Raw genomic sequence first — 22,812 nt, 5'->3', positions numbered from 1 at the left:
AAAAGGAGAGAGTCGGATTGGCTTTTTTTAAGAAACTGAAAGAGAAGATTACGGGCACAAATGAAACGGTAACCGAAAAATTCAAGGATGGTCTTTCGAAGACAAGGAATTCATTCACTTCAAAAGTGAATGATCTTGTCGCGCGCTTCCGTGAGGTCGACGAGGAGTTTTTCGAGGAGCTCGAGGAGCTATTATTACAGGCGGATGTCGGCGTCGAAACAGTGATGGAACTTGTCGATCAACTACGTTGGGAAGTTCAAAGGAAAAATATTAAAAGTACAGAAGGTATACAATCTGTCATCTCCGAAAAGCTTGTGGAAATATATAAGGATGGCGAAGAACTAGACACCGATTTGAATATGCAGGACGATTTGACTGTCATTTTGATGGTAGGTGTCAATGGTGTAGGAAAAACGACAACGATCGGAAAGCTTGCGGCACGACTCAAAGACGAAGGAAAGACCGTCATGCTTGCGGCCGGAGATACATTCCGTGCAGGAGCGATCGATCAGCTAGTCGTCTGGGGCGAACGTGTCGGCGTTGAAGTGATCAGGCAATCGGAAGGGTCTGACCCGGCCGCTGTCATGTACGATGCGATTCGCGCAGCAAAAAGCCGCAAAGTGGATGTATTGATTTGTGATACTGCCGGCAGACTGCAAAACAAAGTGAACTTGATGAATGAACTAGAGAAAGTACACCGAGTGATCGGCAAGGAAGTGGAAGGGGCGCCTCATGAGGTCCTTCTCGCACTTGATGCGACGACTGGCCAAAATGCTTTGATCCAGGCGCAGACGTTCAAAGAGGCGACGAATGTCACTGGAATCGTCCTTACGAAGCTTGACGGGACTGCGAAAGGCGGAATTGTTTTAGCGATCCGTAGTAAGCTTAATATCCCGGTCAAATTTGTCGGTCTTGGAGAAGGTATGGATGACCTGCAACCATTCGATCCGGAAAAGTACGTATACGGACTCTTTGCAGATGGTCTAGAAAAGGAAGCACAAGAATAATCAAGCGCAATCCAGCTTCGGAAGGCAACTGCTCGGGTCGCTTCGGTCAGGAGATAAAGACAAAAAGCGTCTTTATCTCCTGACCTCCACCGCCTTTCGCAGTTAAACGCCTTCCTCAGCTTTTTATAGACAAGTAAATTTACTTGACAGTTCAATTCCGGCATACTAAGATTATCAGAGGGGGCGAAGCGCAATGCTTGAAAAAACGACACGCGTCAACTTCCTCTATGATTTCTATCAGACACTGTTGACCGAAAAACAAAGGGTTTATATGCAGCTCTATTACCTCGATGACCTATCCCTCGGTGAGATAGCCGAAGAATATGGAGTGTCGAGACAAGCTGTTTATGACAATGTCCGAAGAACGGAAGCTATGCTGGAAGACTATGAAGAGAAACTGAAGCTTTTCTCCAAGTTCCGGAAACGGATGGAGATTATCGATAAGCTTGAAAACCTTGTGCTCGGTAATGATGACGCATCCGAAGAAGTACGGATGCTGTTGAACGCATTGAAAGATCATGAATAGGGGGTTCTATGCATGGCATTTGAAGGTTTGGCCCAGCGCCTGCAAGGGACGCTTCAGAAGATAAAGGGCAAAGGCAAGATCAGTGAAGCCGACGTCAAGGAAATGATGCGTGAAGTGCGATTTGCACTTATCGAAGCCGACGTCAACTTGAAAGTCGTAAAGGAATTCGTTAAGACGGTAAGTGAACGGGCTGTCGGCCAGGACGTTATGAAGAGCCTGACACCCGGCCAACAAGTTGTAAAAATCGTTAAGGATGAATTGACGAACTTGATGGGTGGAGAGCAAAACCCAATCCAATTTGCAAGGAAATCGCCGACAGTCATCATGATGGTCGGCTTGCAAGGGGCGGGGAAAACGACAACGACAGGAAAGCTCGCAACAGTCCTTCGTAAACGCCATAATAAGAAGCCACTCCTCGTGGCGGCCGATGTTTATCGTCCAGCGGCAATCCAGCAATTGGAGACGCTTGGAAAACAATTGACGATGCCCGTCTTTTCAATGGGCACGGATGTCTCTCCGGTTGAAATTGCGCGCCAAGCGCTTGTGGAAGCTGAAAAGGAGCATCATGATGTCGTCATCATCGATACGGCGGGGCGCCTGCATGTAGATGAAAATCTTATGCAGGAATTGAAGGATATCCGGGAATTGAGCAAACCTGACGAAGTGTTCCTCGTCGTAGATGCGATGACCGGACAGGATGCCGTCAATGTGGCGAAGTCATTTGACGAAGCGATCGGCATAACCGGCGTCGTCTTGACAAAGCTTGACGGCGACACACGTGGCGGTGCGGCGTTATCCATCCGCTCCGTTACACAGAAGCCAATCAAGTTCGTCGGTATGGGAGAGAAAATGGACGCCTTAGAGCCTTTCCATCCTGAGCGGATGGCCTCCCGGATCCTAGGGATGGGCGACGTCATGTCTTTAATCGAAAAGGCGCAGGAAAGTGTCGACGAAGAAAAGGCGAAGGAGCTTGAACAAAAATTCCGCACGCAAACTTTCACGCTCGACGACTTCTTGGATCAGCTCCAGCAAGTGAAAAAAATGGGTCCTCTTGATGAAATATTGAAGATGATGCCAGGCTTCAATAAAATCAAAGGGCTTGAAAACGCTCAAGTCGATGAAAGTCAGATGGGACGCGTTGAAGCGGTCATCCGTTCGATGACAACGGCAGAACGCACAACTCCAGAAATCATCAATGCGAGCAGGCGAAAACGGATTGCGAAAGGATCAGGGACTTCCATCCAGGAAGTGAACCGCCTATTGAAGCAATTCGAAGAGATGAAGAAGATGGTCAAGCAGATGACCAACATGCAGCAAAAGGGCAAAAAGAAGATGAAAATGCCTGGTTTCGACTCTTTATTTAGGTAACTTTTAATTTTGATTCTAGGAAGCTTCTTTGATTGAAGCGAAAGGCGGCGACTCCTGCCGGAATAGCATGAGCTGAAGACCCTGGACTGAGCAAAGCGAAGGAAGCGGCTGAAGCCATGCCGGCGGAAAGCGTCCGCCTGTAGCGGAAATCAACGCAATTTTAAGGTGTTAAGAAAAAACACTTTACAAACATGAAAAACCTTGATAATATACTATCTTGTGTGAAACTATTCGGAGGTGCAAGAAAAAATGTCAGTAAAAATTCGTCTTAAACGTATGGGAGCAAAGAAAACTCCTTTCTATCGTATTGTTGTAGCAGATTCACGTTCACCACGTGATGGCCGTCAAATCGAAACAGTAGGTACTTACAACCCACTTACAAAACCTGCTGAAGTGAAAATCGATGAAGAATTGGCTCTTAAATGGCTTCAAAACGGTGCTAAACCTTCTGACACAGTACGTAACCTGTTCTCAGAACAAGGCATCATGGAGAAATTCCATAACGCTAAATACGGTAAATAATCAGGAGGGGTGGACATGAAGCAGCTGATTGAAACGATTGTCAAACCTTTGGTCGATCATCCCGGAGACGTTCAGGTCGACAAAGATGAGCAACATCATCGTGTCACTTATAAACTTTCCGTTAACCCTGAAGATATGGGGAAAGTGATCGGAAAGCAGGGGCGTGTCGCAAAAGCGATACGAACTATTGTTTATTCAGCAGCAGGAAGTCGCCACGGTAAGAAAGTTTACCTTGATATTGTTGATTGATCGACGTATGCCGATCATGACAAAAGGTTTCTAAAAGCAGGCCTAGAGCTTGCCGGGAAACCAGCACAAAAAAGGAGGGAGCTCATGTTCCTTCCTTTTTTGTCTACTTAAGAAATGCATCCATGTCCCCAATAAAAAGGAAGGTGTATTGTATGCAATGGTTCAACGTTGGAAAAATTGTGAACACACATGGAATATTCGGTGAAGTGCGTGTCATCTCACGCACTGATTTCCCGGAAGAAAGATATGCTGTCGGTAGTGAACTTTCATTATTCATGCCGAATGAAAAAAAGCCGATTAAGCTGATCGTAGCAAGTCATCGACGCCATAAGAACTTCGACCTTCTCACATTTGAAGGGCATATTAATATTAATGATGTCGAAAAGTACAGGGACGGTATATTGAAAGTCTCCGAAAAGCAGCTTGGGAAACTGGAAGAGGGAGAATTCTACTACCATGAAATTATCGGCTGCACTGTTTATACAGACGATGGGGAAGAAATCGGAGAAGTGACGGAAGTACTGGCGACCGGTGCCAATGATGTATGGACCGTGACTCCGAAAACGGGAAAACCTCATTATATCCCTTATATCGACGATGTCGTAAAAGAAGTCGATGTGGAGAAGAAGCAAATTATTATCGAACCGATGGAAGGACTGCTTTCATGATGAAAATAGACGTCCTTTCACTGTTTCCTGAAATGTTCGAAGGTGTTCTCCACTCCTCCATCATGAAGAAGGCGCAGGAAAACAACGCTGTTTCATTCAAAGTGACCGACTTCAGAGACTTCTCCGGCAACAAGCACCATAAAGTGGACGACTACCCATACGGAGGCGGGGCAGGCATGGTTTTGAAGCCCGAACCGCTCTTTGCGGCAGTCGAATCACTCGCTCTCGATACGTCCAAAAAGCCACGTGTCATCCTAATGTGCCCTCAAGGCGCTAGATTCGACCAGCGGAAGGCTGAGGAACTTTCCAAGGAAGAGCATCTTGTATTCCTTTGCGGGCATTATGAAGGCTATGACGAGCGCATCCGTGAGCATCTCGTCACGGATGAGATATCGCTCGGGGACTTCGTTCTGACGGGCGGGGAAATTGCATCCATGGCAATCATCGACAGCGTCGTCAGGCTATTGCCGAACGTTTTAGGCAATACGGATTCCCCTGTCCATGATTCATTCTCAACAGGACTTCTCGAACACCCTCAATATACAAGACCAGCGGATTTCAACGGAATGAAAGTGCCCGATGTCCTGCTATCAGGCAACCACGGCGAAATCGAAAAATGGCGCCAAGAACAATCACTAAGACGCACATTCGAACGCAGAAGAGATCTACTAGAAAACGCTCCATTGACTGAACATCAACAGAAGTATTTGAAGCGTCTTTATGAAGAAGAACTCGATAGTAGGTAATTTCCGTTGATTGTAGCGAAAGGCGGCGACTCCTGGGGGATAAGCGAACGCCGGTACGAAGAACGGGTTTGCGAGCACAAGCGCAGCGTTGCGAGCAGGATGAGGATGCCTTAATTTCTGCACAAATCGCAGAAATACGGCAAATCGAACTCTTCGTGGTTCGATTGGCTCACCGCCCGCCCCCCGGAAAGCGTCCGCCTGTAGCGAAAATCAACTTTTAGGACTTGCGCATGCCGTCCCATTATGATAATATCTACTATGTACTTCTATGAGAAGTGCATACTGACTGGTGTTCCGCTGCAAAGGCAACAAGTGCAAGAGCATCTGTGGATAAGGAGAGAAAAACATGCAAAACATTATTGCAGAAGTAACAAAAGACCAACTTCGTACAGATCATCCTGATTTCCGTCCTGGGGACACTGTCCGCTTGCACGTGAAAATCGTTGAGGGCACGCGCGAGCGTATCCAGCTTTATGAAGGTGTTGTCATTAAGCGTCGTGGTGGCGGAATCAGTGAAACATTCACAGTCCGTAAAATCTCCAACGGTGTAGGTGTTGAACGTACATTCCCTGTACACACACCGAAAATCGCTAAACTTGAAGTTACTCGTCGCGGTAAAGTGCGTCGTGCGAAATTGTACTACCTTCGCAACCTTCGCGGAAAAGCTGCACGTATCAAAGAAATTCGATAAAATCCAAACAGCGGAGATTAAATCTCCGCTGTTTCTTATTAAAAAAGAGGAGACCAGAAAAAATGGTCTCCTTTCTTTTTGCCTCCATAATGAATAGACTGTACAATAAGGATAGTGACTTGGCAGGAGGCTTTGCGATGAATGAAGAGAAGAAGAAAAATGAAACTTGGGAATGGATCAAAGCGCTTTTAATAGCGTTCGGTTTGGCGGCAATCATTCGGATATTTCTATTCACGCCGATCGTAGTGGATGGGATTTCAATGATGCCAACACTTGAACATGGTGATAAAATGATCGTCAACAAAATCGGTTACACGCTCGGCAAGCCCGACCGCTTTGATATCGTTGTATTCCATGCGCCCGAAAAGAAAGATTACATCAAGAGGGTCATCGGCCTTCCGGGGGATAAAGTGGAATACAGGGACGATATGCTATACATTAACGATCAACCTTATGAAGAACCATATCTTGATCAATATAAAGCAGAAATTACAGAAGGTACTTTGACCGAAGATTTCACGCTGGAAGAGAAAATCGGAATGCAGACCGTCCCGGAAGACCATGTCTTCGTGATGGGCGACAATCGCCGAAAAAGTAAAGATTCCAGACATATCGGAGCAGTACCAATCGATGAAATCATAGGAAGCACAAAATTCGTATTCTGGCCGATCAGTGATTTCGGCAAGGTGGAATGAAGAAGGGGATGAACTACAATGACCATTCAATGGTTTCCGGGCCATATGGCCAAAGCAAGACGTGAAGTAACGGAACAATTGAAGCTTGTCGATATCGTATTTGAATTGATTGACGCCCGATTGCCCCTTTCTTCGAGAAATCCGATGATTGATGAAGTCATCCAGCAAAAACCGAGATTGCTCATTTTGAACAAAATGGACCTAGCTGACGAGAAAGAGACGGAGCGTTGGATCAAACACTTCGCATCGCAAGGAATAAGGGCTGTCGCGATAAATTCCTTCGAAGGGAAAGGGCTGCAAACCGTAACGAAGGCGGCAAAGGAAATATTAGCCCCGAAAATTGAGCGCTTGAAAAAGAGAGGCATACGACCTGGGGCAATCCGGGCAATGATTGTCGGAATCCCGAACGTTGGGAAATCGACTTTAATTAACCGGCTAGCTAGAAAGAATATCGCGAAGACAGGCAATAAGCCGGGAGTTACAAAAGCGCAGCAGTGGATCAAATTCGAGAAGGAACTGGAATTGCTTGATACGCCGGGAATCCTTTGGCCAAAATTTGAAGACCAAGCTGTCGGGTATAAGCTCGCATTGACAGGTGCAATCAAAGATACGATCGTCAATATGGAAAGCTTGGCTGTCTACGGACTTCGCTTCTTGGAGGAGCATTATCCGGAGCGGCTTGAAAAGCGTTACGGCATTAAAGCTGTAGACGAGGATATCCAAAAGGTGTTTGATACAATTGGCGAGTCCCGCAAGGCGTATACGCAAGGTGGCGAAATCGATTATGACAAGGTGGCAGAAATGATTGTCCAAGACATCCGCAGTGAGCTCCTTGGCAAGCTAACTTTCGATTTCACGTCAGATCTATCAAAAGAGGCCGATGACGTCACGGAATAAACCCGTGACGATCGGCCTTTTCTTATTGAAGCATTTAAAGTCCAGAACATAGATCCGATATCAATAGAAAGTACGTAATAGATGTAATACATAATAGAAGGTGAAAAAAATGAAGACGATAAAAGAAATTTCCAATCTGCTACAACAAACTTCAGACCCGAAACCATGGATGAAACAACTCGAAGACGATCATCGTTCAGGCGTCAAAAAAGAATTGCAAAGATGGTATCGCAATTACGAGAAGAAACTGCAGCTGGAACAAATGCTACAAGAGAAGATCGATTTTGACGCGAGTTATAAAACTCACGAAGGGTCACTTGTCGCCGGCGTCGACGAAGCCGGCAGAGGGCCGTTGGCAGGTCCAGTCGTCTGTGCTGCCGTCATATTGCCTGATGAGGCACCTCAACTGCTTGGACTTAATGATTCAAAGAAGCTATCATTTCAAGAAAGAGAGCGATTGTCTACTATTATAAAGGAAATCGCCATCAGCTATTCAGTACATATACAATCAGCGGAAAGAATCGATCAAATGAACATCTATGCGGCGACACGCGAATCGATGGAAATTGCGGTACACACGCTAGACTCTCGACCGGACATCGTCTTGGCGGATGCCATGAAGCTTCAAGTCGACTGTAGGGCGGAGTCAATCATTAAAGGGGACGCTCAAAGTCTAGCAATAGCCGCGGCCTCCATCCTTGCCAAAACAACAAGGGATCAATTGATGGACGGGCTTCATGAAAAATTCCCGATGTACAATTTCAAGAAGAACGTCGGATACGGTACGGGGGAGCATGTGGAAGCGCTCCGCCTGCATGGACCATGCGAACACCACAGAAAGACGTTTGAGCCTGTCAAATCGATTTTGGAAGGAAGGTGATCCCAAGATGAACTATCCATCAATTCCTCGCTTGAGCAACCAAGCCATATCTGTGCCCCTTCAGCCTTTGACATTGCGGGAAGGCCAAATGTTCCATGGCCAAATCAAACAACTTTTCCCGGGACAGATGGCTGAAGTGCAAATCGGGGAGCATAAATTGATGGCTAAACTGGAAGTGCCCATGAAGGCTGGCGACGCATACTATTTTCAAGTGAAAACGGTCAGCCCCGAGCTGCAAATTAAAGTAGTTTCAGGCCCTTTGCAGACAACGGATGGGCAATCGAAGCAAATTTCGAATTTGATGGAATCGATGCAACTTCCGAAGTCACCGGAGATGCAAAGTGTATTGAGCCATTTTATTAAACAGAGGCTCCCGGTCTCCAGAGAGATCCTGCTTAATGCAGCAGCTCTTTTGAAAACTGCTCAACCGTCTGTGCACAACGAAGCATTGAATTCGATTCAGAGATTGGTGGAATTGAAACTGCCCCTTACTGAAACAAACTTCAATTCGATTTTAGGGGTGGAGGCGAAGGAAGGCCTGCATGATGCTCTGAATTCATTAAGGGATGCGCTCATCAGGGATACTGGCATTCATGCCAAAATAAAAGAAGCAGTGCTTGCAACGTTGGGGGATGCAGGCAGAATGGCAGCATCCGCCGCGGAAAGGGCATTGCTTAGCGGTGCTATGCTAAAGTTGCTAGACGATAACGTTCCCCGGGAGGAGCGATTCCAAGTGTTGCAGCTACTGAGAAGCTCAGGGATCATACCGCAAAATGCAACACTTGCCAATTTGCAGACGGTGCTTCATTCCGAAATGATTGACAGTACTGCGGGCAACGTTCTCCAATCGGGGAGGCTAGCTTCCCATGCAATGAGCTCATTGACTCAGATGGAAACGCCTAGCTCGACGCTATTGGAATTGTGGAAATCCGTCTTGATAGCTGAACCTTCCGAAGCTTCAAGCGGACTGGATATGAGGCTTGAACAGCTGAAAGATATGATTAAAAACAACGCTGTCCTGCAACAGCCATTTAAGCTGCATCTGACCGGCCTGTTAGAGGAGTTGGAAAGAACACCCACTCACGAAATAAAAAACTCTCCAGTCAGTGAACAGGTAAGTAAAATGATTATCCGTATGATTATGGAACAAAACCAATCCACGCCATTTCGGGCGGACGTTACAACCGGTTTTACAAAAACTTTGCATCCGGAAAACGTTAGTATCAAGCTTCCTGAGCTGTTTCGGGCGATGGAGCAATCATCCTTGCCGGTCACAAAAGAGCTGGTTCAAGGCGCTCAAACAGCTGTCGAACAAGCGATTGACGGCAAGGTAATGAAAGATGCGATGCAAAGCCTATTCAAATCGCTTGGGTTCAATTATGAAGCGGGGTTGATGCAGAGAAATGTGGACATCGGAAGGACGATGGACATGTTGAAACCTCAACTGGTCGCTCTGTTGCATGACAGTGCAGTTTCTCCGGCATTGCGTGATGCCGCTGAGGCAATTGTCACCAGAATGAATGGCACACTCATACAATCCGGCGATGCTGGATTGAACCAACAAATTATCATGCAGTTGCCTCTTGAACTCCTCGGTAAACGGATTGACGCAACGATCCAATGGAACGGTAGGAAGAAGGCTGATGGAAAGATTGATGCAGATTTTGCAAGAATCCTATTTTATTTAGAGTTGGATTCCATCAAAAAGACAGTCGTCGATATGCAAGTTCAAAATCGGGTCGTCGCGGTAACAATTTTCAATCAAGAAAATCAGTTGAGGGAAATTGGTAATGTTTTGCAGGGTAAATTAAGAAATGGGCTTGAATCTGTTAATTATCAATTATCGGGAGTCACCTTTAAAAATTTTGAAGAAGAGGGAATAAAGGAATCGAAAAGGCGGAATGGGATGATGACGGATCATGTTGGAGTTGACTTTCGGATATGACAGAGCAAAAACATACTCGTAAAGAAGCGATCGCGTTGTCCTATGATCCGAATGCCGGGGATGCTCCGAAAGTTGTCGCAAAAGGAAAAGGGGAAATTGCAGAGAATATTTTGGCTAAGGCGAAAGAACATGATGTTCCGATACAGGAGGATCCGACATTGGTCGAATTGTTAGGGCAGCTCAATGTGGACGAAACGATTCCGGAACAATTATACCAAGCCGTTGCTGAAGTTTTTGCATACATTTATCACGTGGATCGGGAGCACAGTTCACGTAAGAATAATAGGGGAAAATGACGAAAACTATCAAAAAATATCAAAAAATGCTTATATGGCAATATCAATTGTGGACATTATTTGACATCTTTACTACAATGGATAAGGCAGTAAATTATGAGCTACAAGTTCGATTGGAGGATGTAAGATGAATATCCATGAATATCAAGGGAAGCAGCTACTCAGAGATTATGGTGTTGCTGTTTCAAACGGTCGGGTAGCTTTCTCTCCCGATGAAGCTGTAAAAGCAGCAAAAGAACTCGGTACTGACGTGATCGTCGTCAAAGCGCAAATCCATGCTGGCGGGCGTGGTAAAGCAGGCGGTGTTAAAATCGCTAAAAATCTTGACGAGGTGCGCGAGTATGCAAAAGAGCTTCTTGGCAAAACCCTTGTAACCCATCAAACAGGCCCTGAAGGAAAAGAAGTGAAACGACTTCTCGTCGAAGAAGGATCCGATATTAAAAAAGAATATTATCTAGGCCTTGTCGTCGACCGCGCAACAGATCGTGTAACACTTATGGGGTCTGAAGAAGGCGGAATGGACATCGAGGAAGTCGCTGAAGAGACACCGGAAAAGATCTTCAAAGAAGTTGTTGATCCGATTGTCGGCCTGACAGGCTTCCAAGCACGCCGTATGGCATTCAATATGAACATCCCTACACATCTTGTGAATAAAGCTGCGAAATTCATGCTAGGACTCTATCAAGTATTTGTAGAAAAAGACGCATCAATCGTTGAAATCAATCCACTTGTCATTACAGGCGATGACGATGTATTGGCATTGGATGCGAAATTCAATTTCGATGACAATGCATTATATCGACATAAAGATATCGTCGAATTACGCGATTTTGACGAAGAGGATCCAAAGGAAATCGAAGCTTCCAAATATGACCTTAGCTACATATCCCTTGATGGCAACATCGGCTGCATGGTGAACGGTGCAGGTCTTGCGATGGCTACGATGGATACAATCAATTACTATGGCGGATCACCGGCTAACTTCCTTGACGTTGGGGGCGGTGCTACAGCTGAAAAAGTTACAGAAGCATTCAAAATAATCCTTTCTGACGAACAAGTCAAAGGAATCTTTGTCAATATTTTCGGTGGCATCATGAAATGTGACGTAATCGCAGAAGGTGTCATTGCTGCCGCGAAAGAAGTAGGCCTTGAAGTGCCGCTCGTTGTACGTTTGGAAGGTACAAACGTAGACAGAGGTAAAGCGCTATTGAATGAATCAGGTTTAAACATCATCGCTGCTGACACAATGGCAGACGGTGCACAAAAGATTGTTGAACTCGTAGGCTAAGAAAGGCAGGGACAAACGATGGCAATTTATATTAATAAAGATACAAAAGTGATTGTACAAGGTATTACAGGCTCAACTGCACTTTTCCATACGAAACAGATGCTTGAGTATGGTACAAAAATCGTCGGCGGTGTAACACCGGGCAAAGGCGGAACAGAAGTTGAAGGAGTACCTGTCTTCAATACGGTTGAAGAAGCTGTAAAAGCTACAGGTGCTAACGTTTCCGTCATCTACGTTCCGGCTCCGTTTGCAGCAGATGCAATTTTGGAAGCTGTCGATGCTGAATTGGATATGGCAATCTGCATTACAGAACATATTCCGGTTCTGGACATGGTGAAAGTGAAACGCTATATGGAAGGCAAGAAAACACGCCTAGTCGGACCGAACTGCCCGGGCGTTATCACATCCGATGAGTGTAAAATCGGCATCATGCCTGGCTACATCCATACAAAAGGCCATGTAGGCGTCGTATCACGTTCAGGAACATTAACGTATGAAGCTGTTCATCAGCTCTCTCAAGCAGGCATCGGCCAAACGACTGCTGTCGGAATTGGCGGAGACCCTGTAAATGGGACAGACTTCATCGACGTACTAAAAGAATTCAACGAAGATCCGGAAACATATGCGGTCGTCATGATCGGTGAAATCGGCGGTACGGCAGAAGAAGAAGCTGCTGAATGGGTGGAAGCGAACATGACGAAACCTGTTGTCGGCTTCATCGGCGGTCAAACTGCGCCTCCAGGAAAACGTATGGGCCATGCTGGCGCAATCATTTCCGGCGGTAAAGGTACAGCTGCTGAAAAAATCAAGGCGATGAACGCTGCAGGAATCGAAGTAGCTGACACGCCATCGGTTATCGGTGAAACGCTTATCAAAGTCCTCAAGGATAAAGGGCTTTACGAAAAATGTAAAACTCATTAAGAATCAGTACGGCATGCAGTGTACACTGCATGCTGTTCTTTTCATACTTTTGAATTGAAGGAGGAATGACGTGAAACTGACTGACGTCGACAGAAGGCTACTAGCATTGCATTATGTATATCCCGTCCCATTTAATAAAATGGCAGAACTATTGAAGATGGACCCCGATCTTCGCAACCTGTTCAATTATGGTACAGACAATCTAGGAAGACTGCTGCAAATCCCCGAACAAAAAGCAGCCCGCCTGAATGAACAGCTTCAACAACACGAACAAACCCCTTTTACTCTTCTTTATCATCGAGAGAACATCATCCCTATACCTATTACGAACCTGGCTTACCCGAAGCCGTTGAAATGGCTTGTAGACCCTCCAACCGTCCTTTATGTGAAAGGTGATCCAACAATTTTGGATGCATCTATGAAAGTTGCAATTATCGGCTCCCGAAAAGCGACCGACTATTCAAAGAGAGCGCTTTCATTCATCGTTCCGCCTCTTGTCGATCGTGGAGCTGTGATCGTTTCCGGCCTTGCGAAAGGAGCGGACACGATGGCGCATGAGTCGGCCATCCATTTTGGCGGAAAAACGATTGCTGTCCTTGGACATGGGCTATTCCATTTATATCCGTACGAAAACAGAGGCCTCGCGGAAAAACTGGCTGAACATCATTTGTTGCTGACGGAATATCCTCCTTATATGAGACCTGCCAGATGGACATTTCCGATGAGGAACAGAATTATCAGTGGCTTGTCGGAGTCTGTCATCATTACAGAATCGGAAGAAAAGAGTGGAACGATGAGCACTGTCGATCATGCGCTCGAGCATGGGAAGGCTATATATGCAGTTCCTGGCCCAATCACATCGTCTTTATCACTTGGGCCGAATAAATTGATTGAACAAGGTGCAAAACCTATCTGGAACGGCTTTCAGGCGCTTGAAAACAGCTCATTCCTATAGAGGGAAAAACATCCCTTTTATTGAAAAGGTTGATTTTAAATGAAATCTGTTATACATTTTGCAACAGATATTCTTTTACATCCGGATACACCGGATCTGAAATGGGCTAGAATAATAAGAGCATGCCCAACAGATAAGTAAAAAGGGAACCTCTATGAGGAGGAACATGAAAAATGGCAGATTATTTAGTAATTGTTGAGTCGCCCGCCAAGGCGAAAACAATTGAGCGTTATTTAGGGAAAAAGTATAAGGTCCGTGCATCCATCGGACATTTAAGAGATTTACCGCGCAGTCAGATGGGCGTGGACACAGAAAATAATTATGAACCGAAATACATCACGATACGCGGAAAAGGTCCTATTCTACAAGAATTGAAAAAAGATGCGAAAAAAGCGAAGAAAATCTTTCTCGCGGCTGACCCCGACAGGGAAGGGGAAGCAATTGCGTGGCATTTGGCACATCAATTGGGTGTAGACATCAATTCGGATTGCCGTGTCGTTTTCAATGAAATCACGAAGGATGCCATAAAGGAATCATTCAAAAGCCCAAGGCCGATCGATATGAATCGGGTGGATGCCCAACAGGCTAGAAGGATATTGGATAGACTCGTAGGCTATAATATTAGCCCGATCCTTTGGAAGAAAGTGAAGAAGGGATTGTCCGCCGGGCGTGTGCAATCGGTCGCTTTGCGATTGATCATTGACCGGGAGAATGAAATAAAGGCATTCATACCGGAAGAATATTGGAGCATTGTCGGACGGTTCAGCAAAGATGGAAAAACATTCGAGGCTTCTTTCTATGGCGATGCGTCGAAGAAATTGAAGCTGGAAAATAAACAGCAAGTCGATGAAGTCCTATCCAAGATGTCCGGCGATGAATTTGAAATCGTCAATGTCGTCAAAAAGGAAAGAAGAAGGAATCCTGCACCTCCATTTACAACATCTTCTTTGCAACAGGAAGCGGCTCGGAAATTGAATTTCCGTGCTCGAAAAACGATGATGCTTGCCCAACAGCTTTACGAAGGGATCAATATCGGTAAAGAGGGCATTGTCGGTCTCATAACGTATATGAGAACGGATTCCACGCGGATTTCAGAAAGTGCCAAGGATGAAGCGTTTTCCTTTATCGAAAAGATGTATGGCAAGGAGTTCATCGCCACGTCCAAGGCAAAAGCAAAGGCGAAGGAATCGGCTAATACGCAAGACGCGCATGAAGCGGTAAGACCGACGTCCGTCATGAGGCCGCCTGAAGCGATGAAAGCGTTTTTAACACGTGATCAGCTCAGACTATATAAATTGATATGGGAACGATTTGTTGCCAGTCAGATGGCTCCTGCAGTGCTTGATACTGTCACAGCGGATCTTATGAATGGCGAAATCAAATTCAGGGCAACCGGTTCAGAAGTTAAATTTCCAGGCTTCATGAAAGTCTATATCGAAGGAGAAGATGATCAGGAAGAGGAAAAGGACCGTATCCTGCCGCCGCTTGAAAAAGGGGAGCACGTGAAAGGGAGCGATATTGATCCGAAGCAGCACTTCACGCAACCGCCTCCAAGATATTCGGAAGCACGTCTTGTCAAGACGCTTGAAGAGCTTGGGATCGGACGACCGTCAACATATGCGCCTACTCTAGATACGATTCAAAAAAGAGGGTACGTCACGTTGGACGCCAAACGGTTCGTTCCGACAGAACTAGGAGAAATCGTCCATCAAGCGGTGAACCAATACTTCCCTGACATTATCAATATCGAATTCACTGCCGAAATGGAGAAGAATCTTGACAATGTCGAAGAAGGGGAAATCCAATGGGTCCAAGTCATCGATGAATTTTATAAAGAATTTGAGAAGCACGTAAAAGTCGCTGACGAAGAGATGGAGAAAATTGAGATCAAGGACGAGCCAGCCGGCGAAGATTGTGAGAAATGCGGTTCGCCTATGGTATTTAAGATGGGCCGATATGGAAAATTCATGGCTTGCTCGAATTTCCCGGATTGCCGAAATACAAAAGCAATCATCAAGCCGATTGGTGTCACTTGCCCGTCATGTAAAGAAGGGCAGGTCGTCGAGAGGAAGAGCAAAACGAAACGGATTTTCTATGGCTGTGACAGATATCCTGAGTGTGAATATGTATCTTGGGATAAACCGATAGCTAGACCTTGCCCGAAATGTCAAAATACATTAGTTGAAAAAAGGCTGAAAAAAGGTGTGCAAATTCAATGTACGGAATGTGACTACAAAGAAGATGCACAAGAATAAGAAGATGGAAAAGAGGTTGGCTGAATGACACCAATCGTAAACGTCATCGGAGCGGGACTTGCGGGAAGTGAGGCAGCTTGGCAAATCGCCTCCCGCGGAGTTCAAGTCCGTTTATATGAAATGAGACCGGTGAAGCAGACACCCGCTCATCATACTGATAAGTTTGCGGAACTCGTCTGCAGCAACTCTTTGAGAGCGAACAACTTGACGAATGCGGTGGGGGTTATTAAGGAAGAGATGCGCAGGCTCAACTCCCTCATCATTAGCGCCGCTGACACATGCGCTGTCCCAGCTGGAGGAGCACTAGCAGTCGATCGCCACGAATTTGCGGGCAATGTGACAGATAAGATCAGAAACCACCCGTTAATTGAAGTCATCAATGAAGAAGTGACGGACTTGGACGGGATGATGGAAGGAATTACAGTCATTGCAACCGGACCGTTGACATCACCGGCATTGGCGGAGCGAATCCGAAAATTAACAGGCGAGGAATATCTATATTTCTACGATGCTGCAGCTCCGATTGTGGAGAAGGACTCCATCGATATGGATAAAGTATATTTGAAGTCTAGATATGATAAAGCTGAGGCCGCCTATTTGAATTGCCCGATGAATGAAGAGGAATTTAAACGATTCCATGAAGCACTGATCAATGCGGAAGTGGCTCCTTTGAAGGAATTTGAGAAGGAAGTGTATTTCGAAGCATGCATGCCGGTTGAAGTGATGGCCCGCCGTGGAGAGAAAACTCTCTTATTCGGACCGATGAAGCCGGTCGGATTGGAAGATCCGAAAACAGGCAAACGCCCGAAAGCGGTCGTCCAATTGCGACAAGATGATGCTGCAGGCACGTTATATAACATTGTCGGATTCCAGACGCATATGAAATGGGGAGCACAAAAAGAGGTGCTTCGATTAATACCAGGTCTTGAAAATGTTGAAATCGTCAGGTACGGGGTCATGCACCGAAATACATTCATCAACTCACCGCGTGTCCTGAACTCAACGTATCAACTTAGAGAGAATAGTAATATCTTTTTTGCAGGTCAAATGACTGGTGTCGAAGGATATGTAGAATCGGCCGGCTCCGGTTTGATTGCCGGAATCAATGCTGCAAACTTGGCATTGGGCAAAGAGCCGATCCAATTTCCCGAAGAGACCGCGTTAGGAAGTATGGCTAGATATATTACTGAAGCCGACTCCAAAAACTTCCAACCGATGAATATCAATTTTGGACTGTTCCCAGAATTAGGCGAGCGAATCAAGTCCAAAGTCGAACGGGCAGAGAAACATGCTGAACGTGCATTCAAAGCGTTAGAGCAATTTCAATCGGCGGTACTCGTATAAAGTGCAAGCTGCACATGACGGATTAAATCCGCATCGTGCAGCTTTTTAACGCCTTTGGTACGCCTCCTATACGGCAATCCGAAGGTGCATTTCCTAAAAAATGAACATTATGTGTCCAAATTTACAGTAGAGGTCAGACAACCTAAGGCGATTTTGTTGCCGTAACAATATAATTTACGTTATAGTGAATCGTGGATGACTTTTGAATTTCCGGATTAGTCCTCCTATTCGATTAATGAGTGACGATAATATGCGGATTGAAAAAAAGAAAAAATAACCACTATTCAAACATGTCCCAATCTTGCTATAATTGACAGAGTGATTCATATGGGGGTGAAGCACTTGCAACGTATTGATCCAGATGCTGTTCTAGACGAATACATATCCTACATACGCCTGGAAAAGAACTATTCATCCCGGACAGTTTCGGAATACAGCAATGACATTCACGAGTTCTTCTCCTTTTTATCCCAAGAAGGGATTGCTGATCTAAATGATGTCGAATATCCTGAAGCACGATTGTATATAACAAGACTGTATGACAAAGAATTAGCAAGGAAAACAATCTCAAGGAAGATTTCATCGATTCGATCTTTTTATAAGTTTGGCAATGCTCGATTCGGGATAAATGATAATGCATTCCGATTATTGCATCATCCAAAGAAGGAAGAGCGGCTTCCGGCTTTTTTTTATGAAAAGGAATTGGAGTCGCTCTTTGAAACTTGCGTTGGTGAAGATCCGAAATCATTACGTAATCAAGCTCTTCTCGAACTGCTTTACGCCACCGGAATCCGGGTAAGTGAGCTGACATCCATTGAATTGGGCGATGTCGATAATTCCCTCGGCATCGTCAAAGTGATGGGGAAAGGCAGAAAAGAGCGCTACGTTCCATTCGGAAGTTTCGCCCAGGATGCACTTGAATCTTATATGGAGAAGAGTCGTCCTATTCTAATGAAGAAGAAAAGTCATCAATCACTGTTTGTCAATTTACGTGGTGATCCGATCACGGACAGGGGTGTCCGTCATGTGCTGAATGCGATGATGGAGGAAGCGGCCATCCACGGGAAGATTTATCCGCACATGATCCGCCATTCCTTTGCGACGCATTTGCTGTCGAACGGCGCAGATATGAGAACTGTACAAGAATTGCTCGGCCATAGTCATTTATCTTCGACACAGGTGTATACGCATATCACTAAAGAGCATTTACGGAAGACGTATATGAAAACACATCCGCGGGCTTAGGAGGATGAACTGATGGAATTTCATTCTACAACTATTTTTGCCATCCGGCACAATGGTGTTAGTGCGATGTCGGGTGACGGACAAGTGACAATGGGAGAATCTGTTGTCATGAAGCATACCGCTAAAAAAGTACGAAGGCTTTTTGGCGGTAAAATAATAGCTGGATTTGCAGGATCGGTAGCCGATGCGTTTACCCTTTTTGAGTTGTTTGAGGGCAAGCTAGGTGAGTTCAACGGCAACTTGGAACGCGCTGCTGTTGAGCTTGCAAAAGAGTGGCGAGGCGACAGGGTATTAAGGAAGTTGGAAGCGATGCTGCTTGTCGCTGACAGAGATCGGCTTCTGCTCGTTTCGGGAACCGGTGAAGTGATTGAACCGGATGACGGGGTGCTTGCAATCGGATCAGGCGGGAACTATGCACTAGCAGCAGGACGCGCACTGAAAAAATATAGCGGCGATTCACTTACCGCCGAGCAGATTGCCAAGGCTGCGCTTGAGACAGCCGCTGACCTATGTGTCTACACAAATGACCGGATAATTGTGGAGGTACTCGAATGAATAAAAAACAGGAATTGACCCCCCGCGAGTTAACCGCTTACTTGGATCGATATATCGTAGGACAGAATGCTGCAAAGAGGGCAGTTGCCGTAGCTATCCGAAATAGGTATAGAAGAAGCCTTTTGACAGATGATGAAAAGAGGGAGATCATTCCTAAAAACATCCTAATGATCGGACCGACAGGGGTTGGAAAGACCGAAATTGCGAGAAGGATCGCAAGGCTCGTCAATGCCCCTTTCGTCAAAGTGGAAGCGACAAAGTTTACTGAAGTCGGATATGTCGGCAGAGACGTCGAATCGATGGTGAGAGATCTCACTGAATCGGCGGTCCGCATCGTTCGTGAGGAAATGCGCGAATCTGTCAAAGGCCAAGCGGAAAAGCTTGCTGAGGAGCGGCTCGTTGAATTGCTCGTTCCTGAAAGAAAGCGCAAAGTCAATATGCAAAATCCTTTTGAAATGCTTTTTGGACAAAAGGCCGATGAGGATGATAAAAGTCCCGAGGAAGCGGATGACATTCGCCAAAAACGGTCTGAAATCGCCCGTCGTCTCGCAGCTGGTGAATTGGAGGATCAATCGATTACGGTTGAAGTTTCTTCTCAACAGCCGTCCATGTTTGATGCACTGCAAGGTTCGGGAATGGAACAAATGGGTGCAAGCATGCAGGACGCATTATCTTCTTTAATGCCGAAAAAGATGACGAAGCGCAAAATGAAGGTGAAGGAAGCGAGAAAGATCCTTCAAGCCGAGGAAGCAGATAAACTGATCGATCATGATGAAATTTCAAGAAGGTCGGTTGAGCTGACGGAGCAGTCCGGAATCATCTTCATTGATGAAATGGATAAAATAGCTAGTCGGGGCAATAGCGGCGGATCTTCTGCAGATGTTTCTCGGGAAGGTGTTCAACGAGACATATTGCCTATCGTGGAAGGCTCAACGGTGACGACTAAATATGGTCCTGTGAAGACGGATTTCATCCTATTCATAGCGGCTGGCGCTTTCCATATGTCAAAGCCTTCGGATATCATCCCGGAGCTGCAGGGCCGCTTCCCGATTCGGGTTGAACTTGAAAAGCTTACGAAGGATGACTTCGTCCGGATTTTGAAAGAACCCGATTTTTCGTTGATCAAGCAATACGAAAAATTGTTGGCAACGGAAAATGTCGAAATTGAGTTTTCGGATGAAGCAATCGACAGGGTTGCGGAAATTGCATTTGATGTGAATGATAACACCGAAAACATCGGCGCAAGACGGTTGCATACGATACTGGAGAAATTACTTGAAGAGTTATCGTATGAAGCTGCGGAAATCGGACCGTCATCGATTAAGATTACTGTGGCATATGTCGATGATAAGTTGAAAAACATCGTAAAAAACAAAGATTTGTCACATTTTATCTTATAATGAACACGTATTAGTTTATTTAATGATTAAAAAGCTTTAGAATATTCTTAAATACCAATGGAACTATTAGGAGGAAGTAATAATGTCTTTATTATCAAAAACAAGAAAAATTAATGCAATGTTGCAAGAAACAGCAGGGAAGCCTGTAAACTTTAAAGAGATGGCTGAAAAATTGAGCATGGTCATCGAATGTAACGCATTCATCGTCAGCAGAAAAGGGAAATTGCTTGGCCTTGAAATTCACCAACAAATTGAGAACGAGCGTATGAAAAAGATGTTCCAAGACCGTAAGTTCCCTGAAGAGTACACAAAAAAACTTTTCGAAGTGAATGAAACGTCTTCAAATATTGATGTATACAGTGATTACACAGTATTCCCTGAAGAGGAACGTGAACTATTCAAAGACGGCTTGACGACAGTTGTTCCGATCATCGGTGGTGGCGAGCGACTTGGAACGCTTGTCCTTGCTCGCCTAAAAGAAAAGTTCACAGAGGATGATCTTATCCTTGCTGAGTATGGCGCTACTGTAGTTGGTATGGAAATCCTACGTGAAAAAGCTGAGGAAATCGAAGTGGAAGCACGTAGCAAAGCTGTAGTTCAAATGGCTATCAATTCATTGTCCTACAGTGAACACGAAGCGATTGAACACATCTTCAAAGAGCTTGATGGCAATGAAGGTCTACTAGTTGCTTCCAAAATTGCTGACCGTGTAGGAATTACACGCTCCGTTATCGTCAATGCTTTGCGTAAACTTGAAAGTGCCGGTGTGATCGAATCCCGTTCACTTGGTATGAAAGGCACATACATTAAAGTATTGAACAGCAAATTCCTTGAGGAACTTGAAAACCAAAAGAATTAATCACTCATAACACTTCGGCTGAAAATTTTGCCGAAGTGTTATTTTTATGGGAAGGAATGAGTAAGTTGTCTTCGGATGATTGATGCCAAATTGCTATGTTGTGAAATTAGTCCTAAGAACTATAAACATGCGGTTTGTATGAATGTAAAAGGGTTGTTTTGTACTAATTCTATTTGGATTAATATGATGGACAAAGTTCGCCAAAATCCGATACAATAAGATATGTGTTTTCATTGAAAGTTTTATAGAAATGCAATCTATCATATAAAAATAATATAAAACTAGAGGTGAAATAGATTAATGAACATTTATGGATCAACGATTTCACTGCTTGAGCGAGGTTTGGATTTTTCATCAACAAAAGGAAAAGTTATTTCGCAAAATATAGCAAATGTCGACACGCCGAATTACAAGTCGAAACATGTTAGTTTTAAGCAAATGATGCATGAAGCTCAGAGCAAGCCGATCAATGCCTATCGGACGAATGAACTGCATTTTGATTTTGCTTCCAAAGTTTCGAAACCGGGTATAGCCAATTATACCAATTTCAAATATAGGCAAGATGGCAATGGTGTTGACATGGACAAAGAGCAGGCAGATCTTGCTGCGAACCAGATTTACTATAACGCGTTGGTCGACCGCCTCAACAGTAAATTCAACTCACTTCAAAATGTCATTAAAGGAGGACGTTAATCATGTCGATTTTTCATAGCCTTAATACTTCCGCATCGGCACTGACTGCACAACGCCTTAGGATGGACGTCATTTCCTCAAATATGGCAAATATTGAAACGACCCGAGGGAAGATGGTAGATGGCGAATGGCAGCCATATCGTCGTAAGACTGTGAGTTTTCAACCGATGGAAGGACGGTTCTCTTCGATGCTGCAAGCAGCGATGGGGAGCCAGGACAGGGGTGCCGTTGGCTATGGGGTGACAGTTTCACGTATACAGGAAGATGTAGAAACTCCGTTCAAGCTTGTTTTTGACCCAACGCATCCAGATGCGAATGAGGAAGGATATGTCCAAATGCCGAATGTAGATCCATTAAGGGAAATGATCGATCTCATGTCTGCGACAAGGTCATATGAAGCGAATGTCACAGTATTAAATGCCAACAAAGCGATGCTAATGAAAGCACTTGAAATAGGGAAATGATGAACGGGAAGGGAAGTGATGACTGATGCCGATACAATCTATACAAGGGGCAGGAAATGCAGCCGGATTGCTGAAGATAGGCCAGGGCATTCAGCCGACGCCATACGAGTCGCAGAAAAGCTTCGGAACATTTTTGAAAGATGCCATTCAGGAAGTGAACGTCAAACAGATCGAATCGGATAAAATGACGCAGAAACTCATTTTAGGTGAAGATGTTGATTTGCATAATGTTATGATCACCGCACAAAAAGCTTCAATTGCTTTGAATGCGACAATGGAAGTGCGGAATAAAGTCATCGAAGCCTATCAAGAAATAATAAGAATGCCAGTTTAATTTTCACAT

The 22,812-nt window shown here is 45.1% G+C and carries 25 protein-coding genes; all 25 read left to right on the top strand.

Annotated elements, in window-relative coordinates:
- The first annotated feature begins 17 nt into the window (after positions 1-17).
- The 25 genes from ftsY (at position 18) to fliE (ending at position 22,803) form a co-directional block, all read left to right on the top strand.
- The gene (gene ftsY, locus NIT04_RS10885) at positions 18-1,007 is read left to right on the top strand and encodes a signal recognition particle-docking protein FtsY (RefSeq protein WP_252503631.1); all 990 of its coding nucleotides are present in this window, start codon (positions 18-20) and stop codon (positions 1,005-1,007) included.
- Between the two features lie 193 nt (positions 1,008-1,200).
- Positions 1,201-1,533, top strand: a complete 333-nt coding sequence (locus tag NIT04_RS10880; RefSeq protein ID WP_252503630.1) for a putative DNA-binding protein — start codon at positions 1,201-1,203, stop codon at positions 1,531-1,533.
- A 12-nt stretch (positions 1,534-1,545) separates the two neighbouring features.
- Entirely contained in the window at positions 1,546-2,901 is a 1,356-nt protein-coding gene (gene ffh / locus NIT04_RS10875) for a signal recognition particle protein (protein ID WP_252503629.1), read from the top strand.
- Between the two features lie 249 nt (positions 2,902-3,150).
- Entirely contained in the window at positions 3,151-3,423 is a 273-nt protein-coding gene (gene rpsP, locus NIT04_RS10870; RefSeq protein ID WP_060209070.1) for a 30S ribosomal protein S16, read from the top strand.
- Positions 3,424-3,438: 15 nt separating this feature from the next.
- Positions 3,439-3,672 carry a KH domain-containing protein gene (locus tag NIT04_RS10865; RefSeq protein WP_252503628.1) on the top strand — a complete coding sequence of 78 codons (234 nt, stop codon included), beginning with the start codon at positions 3,439-3,441 and terminating at the stop codon, positions 3,670-3,672.
- 152 nt (positions 3,673-3,824) lie between these two features.
- Positions 3,825-4,340: a ribosome maturation factor RimM gene (rimM, locus tag NIT04_RS10860; RefSeq protein WP_252503627.1), complete on the top strand. Its 516-nt coding sequence runs from the start codon at positions 3,825-3,827 to the stop codon at positions 4,338-4,340.
- On the top strand, positions 4,340-5,086 hold the full coding sequence (trmD, locus tag NIT04_RS10855; RefSeq protein ID WP_252505080.1) for a tRNA (guanosine(37)-N1)-methyltransferase TrmD: 747 nt from the start codon (positions 4,340-4,342) through the stop codon (positions 5,084-5,086). Before rimM ends, trmD begins: the two co-directional genes overlap by 1 nt.
- Before the next feature lie 346 nt (positions 5,087-5,432).
- Positions 5,433-5,777, top strand: a complete 345-nt coding sequence (gene rplS / locus NIT04_RS10850) for a 50S ribosomal protein L19 (protein WP_252503626.1) — start codon at positions 5,433-5,435, stop codon at positions 5,775-5,777.
- A 137-nt stretch (positions 5,778-5,914) separates the two neighbouring features.
- Entirely contained in the window at positions 5,915-6,472 is a 558-nt protein-coding gene (gene lepB / locus NIT04_RS10845; RefSeq protein ID WP_252503625.1) for a signal peptidase I, read from the top strand.
- An 18-nt stretch (positions 6,473-6,490) separates the two neighbouring features.
- Complete coding sequence (gene ylqF, locus NIT04_RS10840; protein WP_252503624.1) at positions 6,491-7,369, top strand: ribosome biogenesis GTPase YlqF; 879 nt, start codon at positions 6,491-6,493, stop codon at positions 7,367-7,369.
- A 109-nt stretch (positions 7,370-7,478) separates the two neighbouring features.
- Positions 7,479-8,249, top strand: coding sequence for a ribonuclease HII (locus NIT04_RS10835; RefSeq protein ID WP_252503623.1), 771 nt, complete (start codon positions 7,479-7,481; stop codon positions 8,247-8,249).
- Between the two features lie 7 nt (positions 8,250-8,256).
- Positions 8,257-10,194 carry a hypothetical protein gene (locus tag NIT04_RS10830; protein ID WP_252503622.1) on the top strand — a complete coding sequence of 646 codons (1,938 nt, stop codon included), beginning with the start codon at positions 8,257-8,259 and terminating at the stop codon, positions 10,192-10,194.
- On the top strand, positions 10,191-10,490 hold the full coding sequence (locus NIT04_RS10825) for an EscU/YscU/HrcU family type III secretion system export apparatus switch protein (protein WP_252503621.1): 300 nt from the start codon (positions 10,191-10,193) through the stop codon (positions 10,488-10,490). The genes NIT04_RS10830 and NIT04_RS10825 overlap by 4 nt, the downstream gene beginning before the upstream one ends.
- A gap of 127 nt (positions 10,491-10,617) precedes the next feature.
- Positions 10,618-11,778 carry an ADP-forming succinate--CoA ligase subunit beta gene (gene sucC, locus NIT04_RS10820; RefSeq protein WP_252503620.1) on the top strand — a complete coding sequence of 387 codons (1,161 nt, stop codon included), beginning with the start codon at positions 10,618-10,620 and terminating at the stop codon, positions 11,776-11,778.
- Positions 11,779-11,796: 18 nt separating this feature from the next.
- Positions 11,797-12,699: a succinate--CoA ligase subunit alpha gene (gene sucD / locus NIT04_RS10815; RefSeq protein ID WP_252503619.1), complete on the top strand. Its 903-nt coding sequence runs from the start codon at positions 11,797-11,799 to the stop codon at positions 12,697-12,699.
- A gap of 70 nt (positions 12,700-12,769) precedes the next feature.
- Entirely contained in the window at positions 12,770-13,654 is an 885-nt protein-coding gene (dprA, locus tag NIT04_RS10810) for a DNA-processing protein DprA (RefSeq protein ID WP_252503618.1), read from the top strand.
- Positions 13,655-13,827: 173 nt separating this feature from the next.
- Positions 13,828-15,909: a type I DNA topoisomerase gene (gene topA, locus NIT04_RS10805; RefSeq protein ID WP_252503617.1), complete on the top strand. Its 2,082-nt coding sequence runs from the start codon at positions 13,828-13,830 to the stop codon at positions 15,907-15,909.
- Positions 15,910-15,933: 24 nt separating this feature from the next.
- Positions 15,934-17,253, top strand: a complete 1,320-nt coding sequence (gene trmFO, locus NIT04_RS10800) for an FADH(2)-oxidizing methylenetetrahydrofolate--tRNA-(uracil(54)-C(5))-methyltransferase TrmFO (protein ID WP_252503616.1) — start codon at positions 15,934-15,936, stop codon at positions 17,251-17,253.
- 351 nt (positions 17,254-17,604) lie between these two features.
- Positions 17,605-18,498 (top strand): tyrosine recombinase XerC, encoded by an 894-nt coding sequence (gene xerC, locus NIT04_RS10795; protein WP_252505079.1) that lies wholly within the window; start codon positions 17,605-17,607, stop codon positions 18,496-18,498.
- A gap of 9 nt (positions 18,499-18,507) precedes the next feature.
- Positions 18,508-19,053: an ATP-dependent protease subunit HslV gene (gene hslV, locus NIT04_RS10790; protein WP_252505078.1), complete on the top strand. Its 546-nt coding sequence runs from the start codon at positions 18,508-18,510 to the stop codon at positions 19,051-19,053.
- Positions 19,050-20,453 (top strand): ATP-dependent protease ATPase subunit HslU, encoded by a 1,404-nt coding sequence (hslU, locus tag NIT04_RS10785; protein WP_252503615.1) that lies wholly within the window; start codon positions 19,050-19,052, stop codon positions 20,451-20,453. The genes hslV and hslU overlap by 4 nt, the downstream gene beginning before the upstream one ends.
- An 82-nt stretch (positions 20,454-20,535) precedes the next feature.
- Entirely contained in the window at positions 20,536-21,312 is a 777-nt protein-coding gene (gene codY, locus NIT04_RS10780) for a GTP-sensing pleiotropic transcriptional regulator CodY (RefSeq protein WP_252503614.1), read from the top strand.
- Positions 21,313-21,612: 300 nt separating this feature from the next.
- Positions 21,613-22,005 (top strand): flagellar basal body rod protein FlgB, encoded by a 393-nt coding sequence (gene flgB / locus NIT04_RS10775; protein ID WP_252503613.1) that lies wholly within the window; start codon positions 21,613-21,615, stop codon positions 22,003-22,005.
- 2 nt (positions 22,006-22,007) lie between these two features.
- The gene (gene flgC / locus NIT04_RS10770) at positions 22,008-22,469 is read left to right on the top strand and encodes a flagellar basal body rod protein FlgC (RefSeq protein ID WP_252503612.1); all 462 of its coding nucleotides are present in this window, start codon (positions 22,008-22,010) and stop codon (positions 22,467-22,469) included.
- Positions 22,470-22,494: 25 nt separating this feature from the next.
- The gene (gene fliE / locus NIT04_RS10765; protein ID WP_252503611.1) at positions 22,495-22,803 is read left to right on the top strand and encodes a flagellar hook-basal body complex protein FliE; all 309 of its coding nucleotides are present in this window, start codon (positions 22,495-22,497) and stop codon (positions 22,801-22,803) included.
- The last annotated feature ends 9 nt before the right edge of the window (positions 22,804-22,812 follow it).

Origin of the sequence: Sporosarcina sp. Marseille-Q4943, from assembly GCF_943736995.1 — a bacterium.
Classification (GTDB): domain Bacteria; phylum Bacillota; class Bacilli; order Bacillales_A; family Planococcaceae; genus Sporosarcina.
The sequence above is the reverse complement of the archived record's forward strand: the minus strand, read 5'-3'. Positions and strand labels throughout refer to the sequence as shown.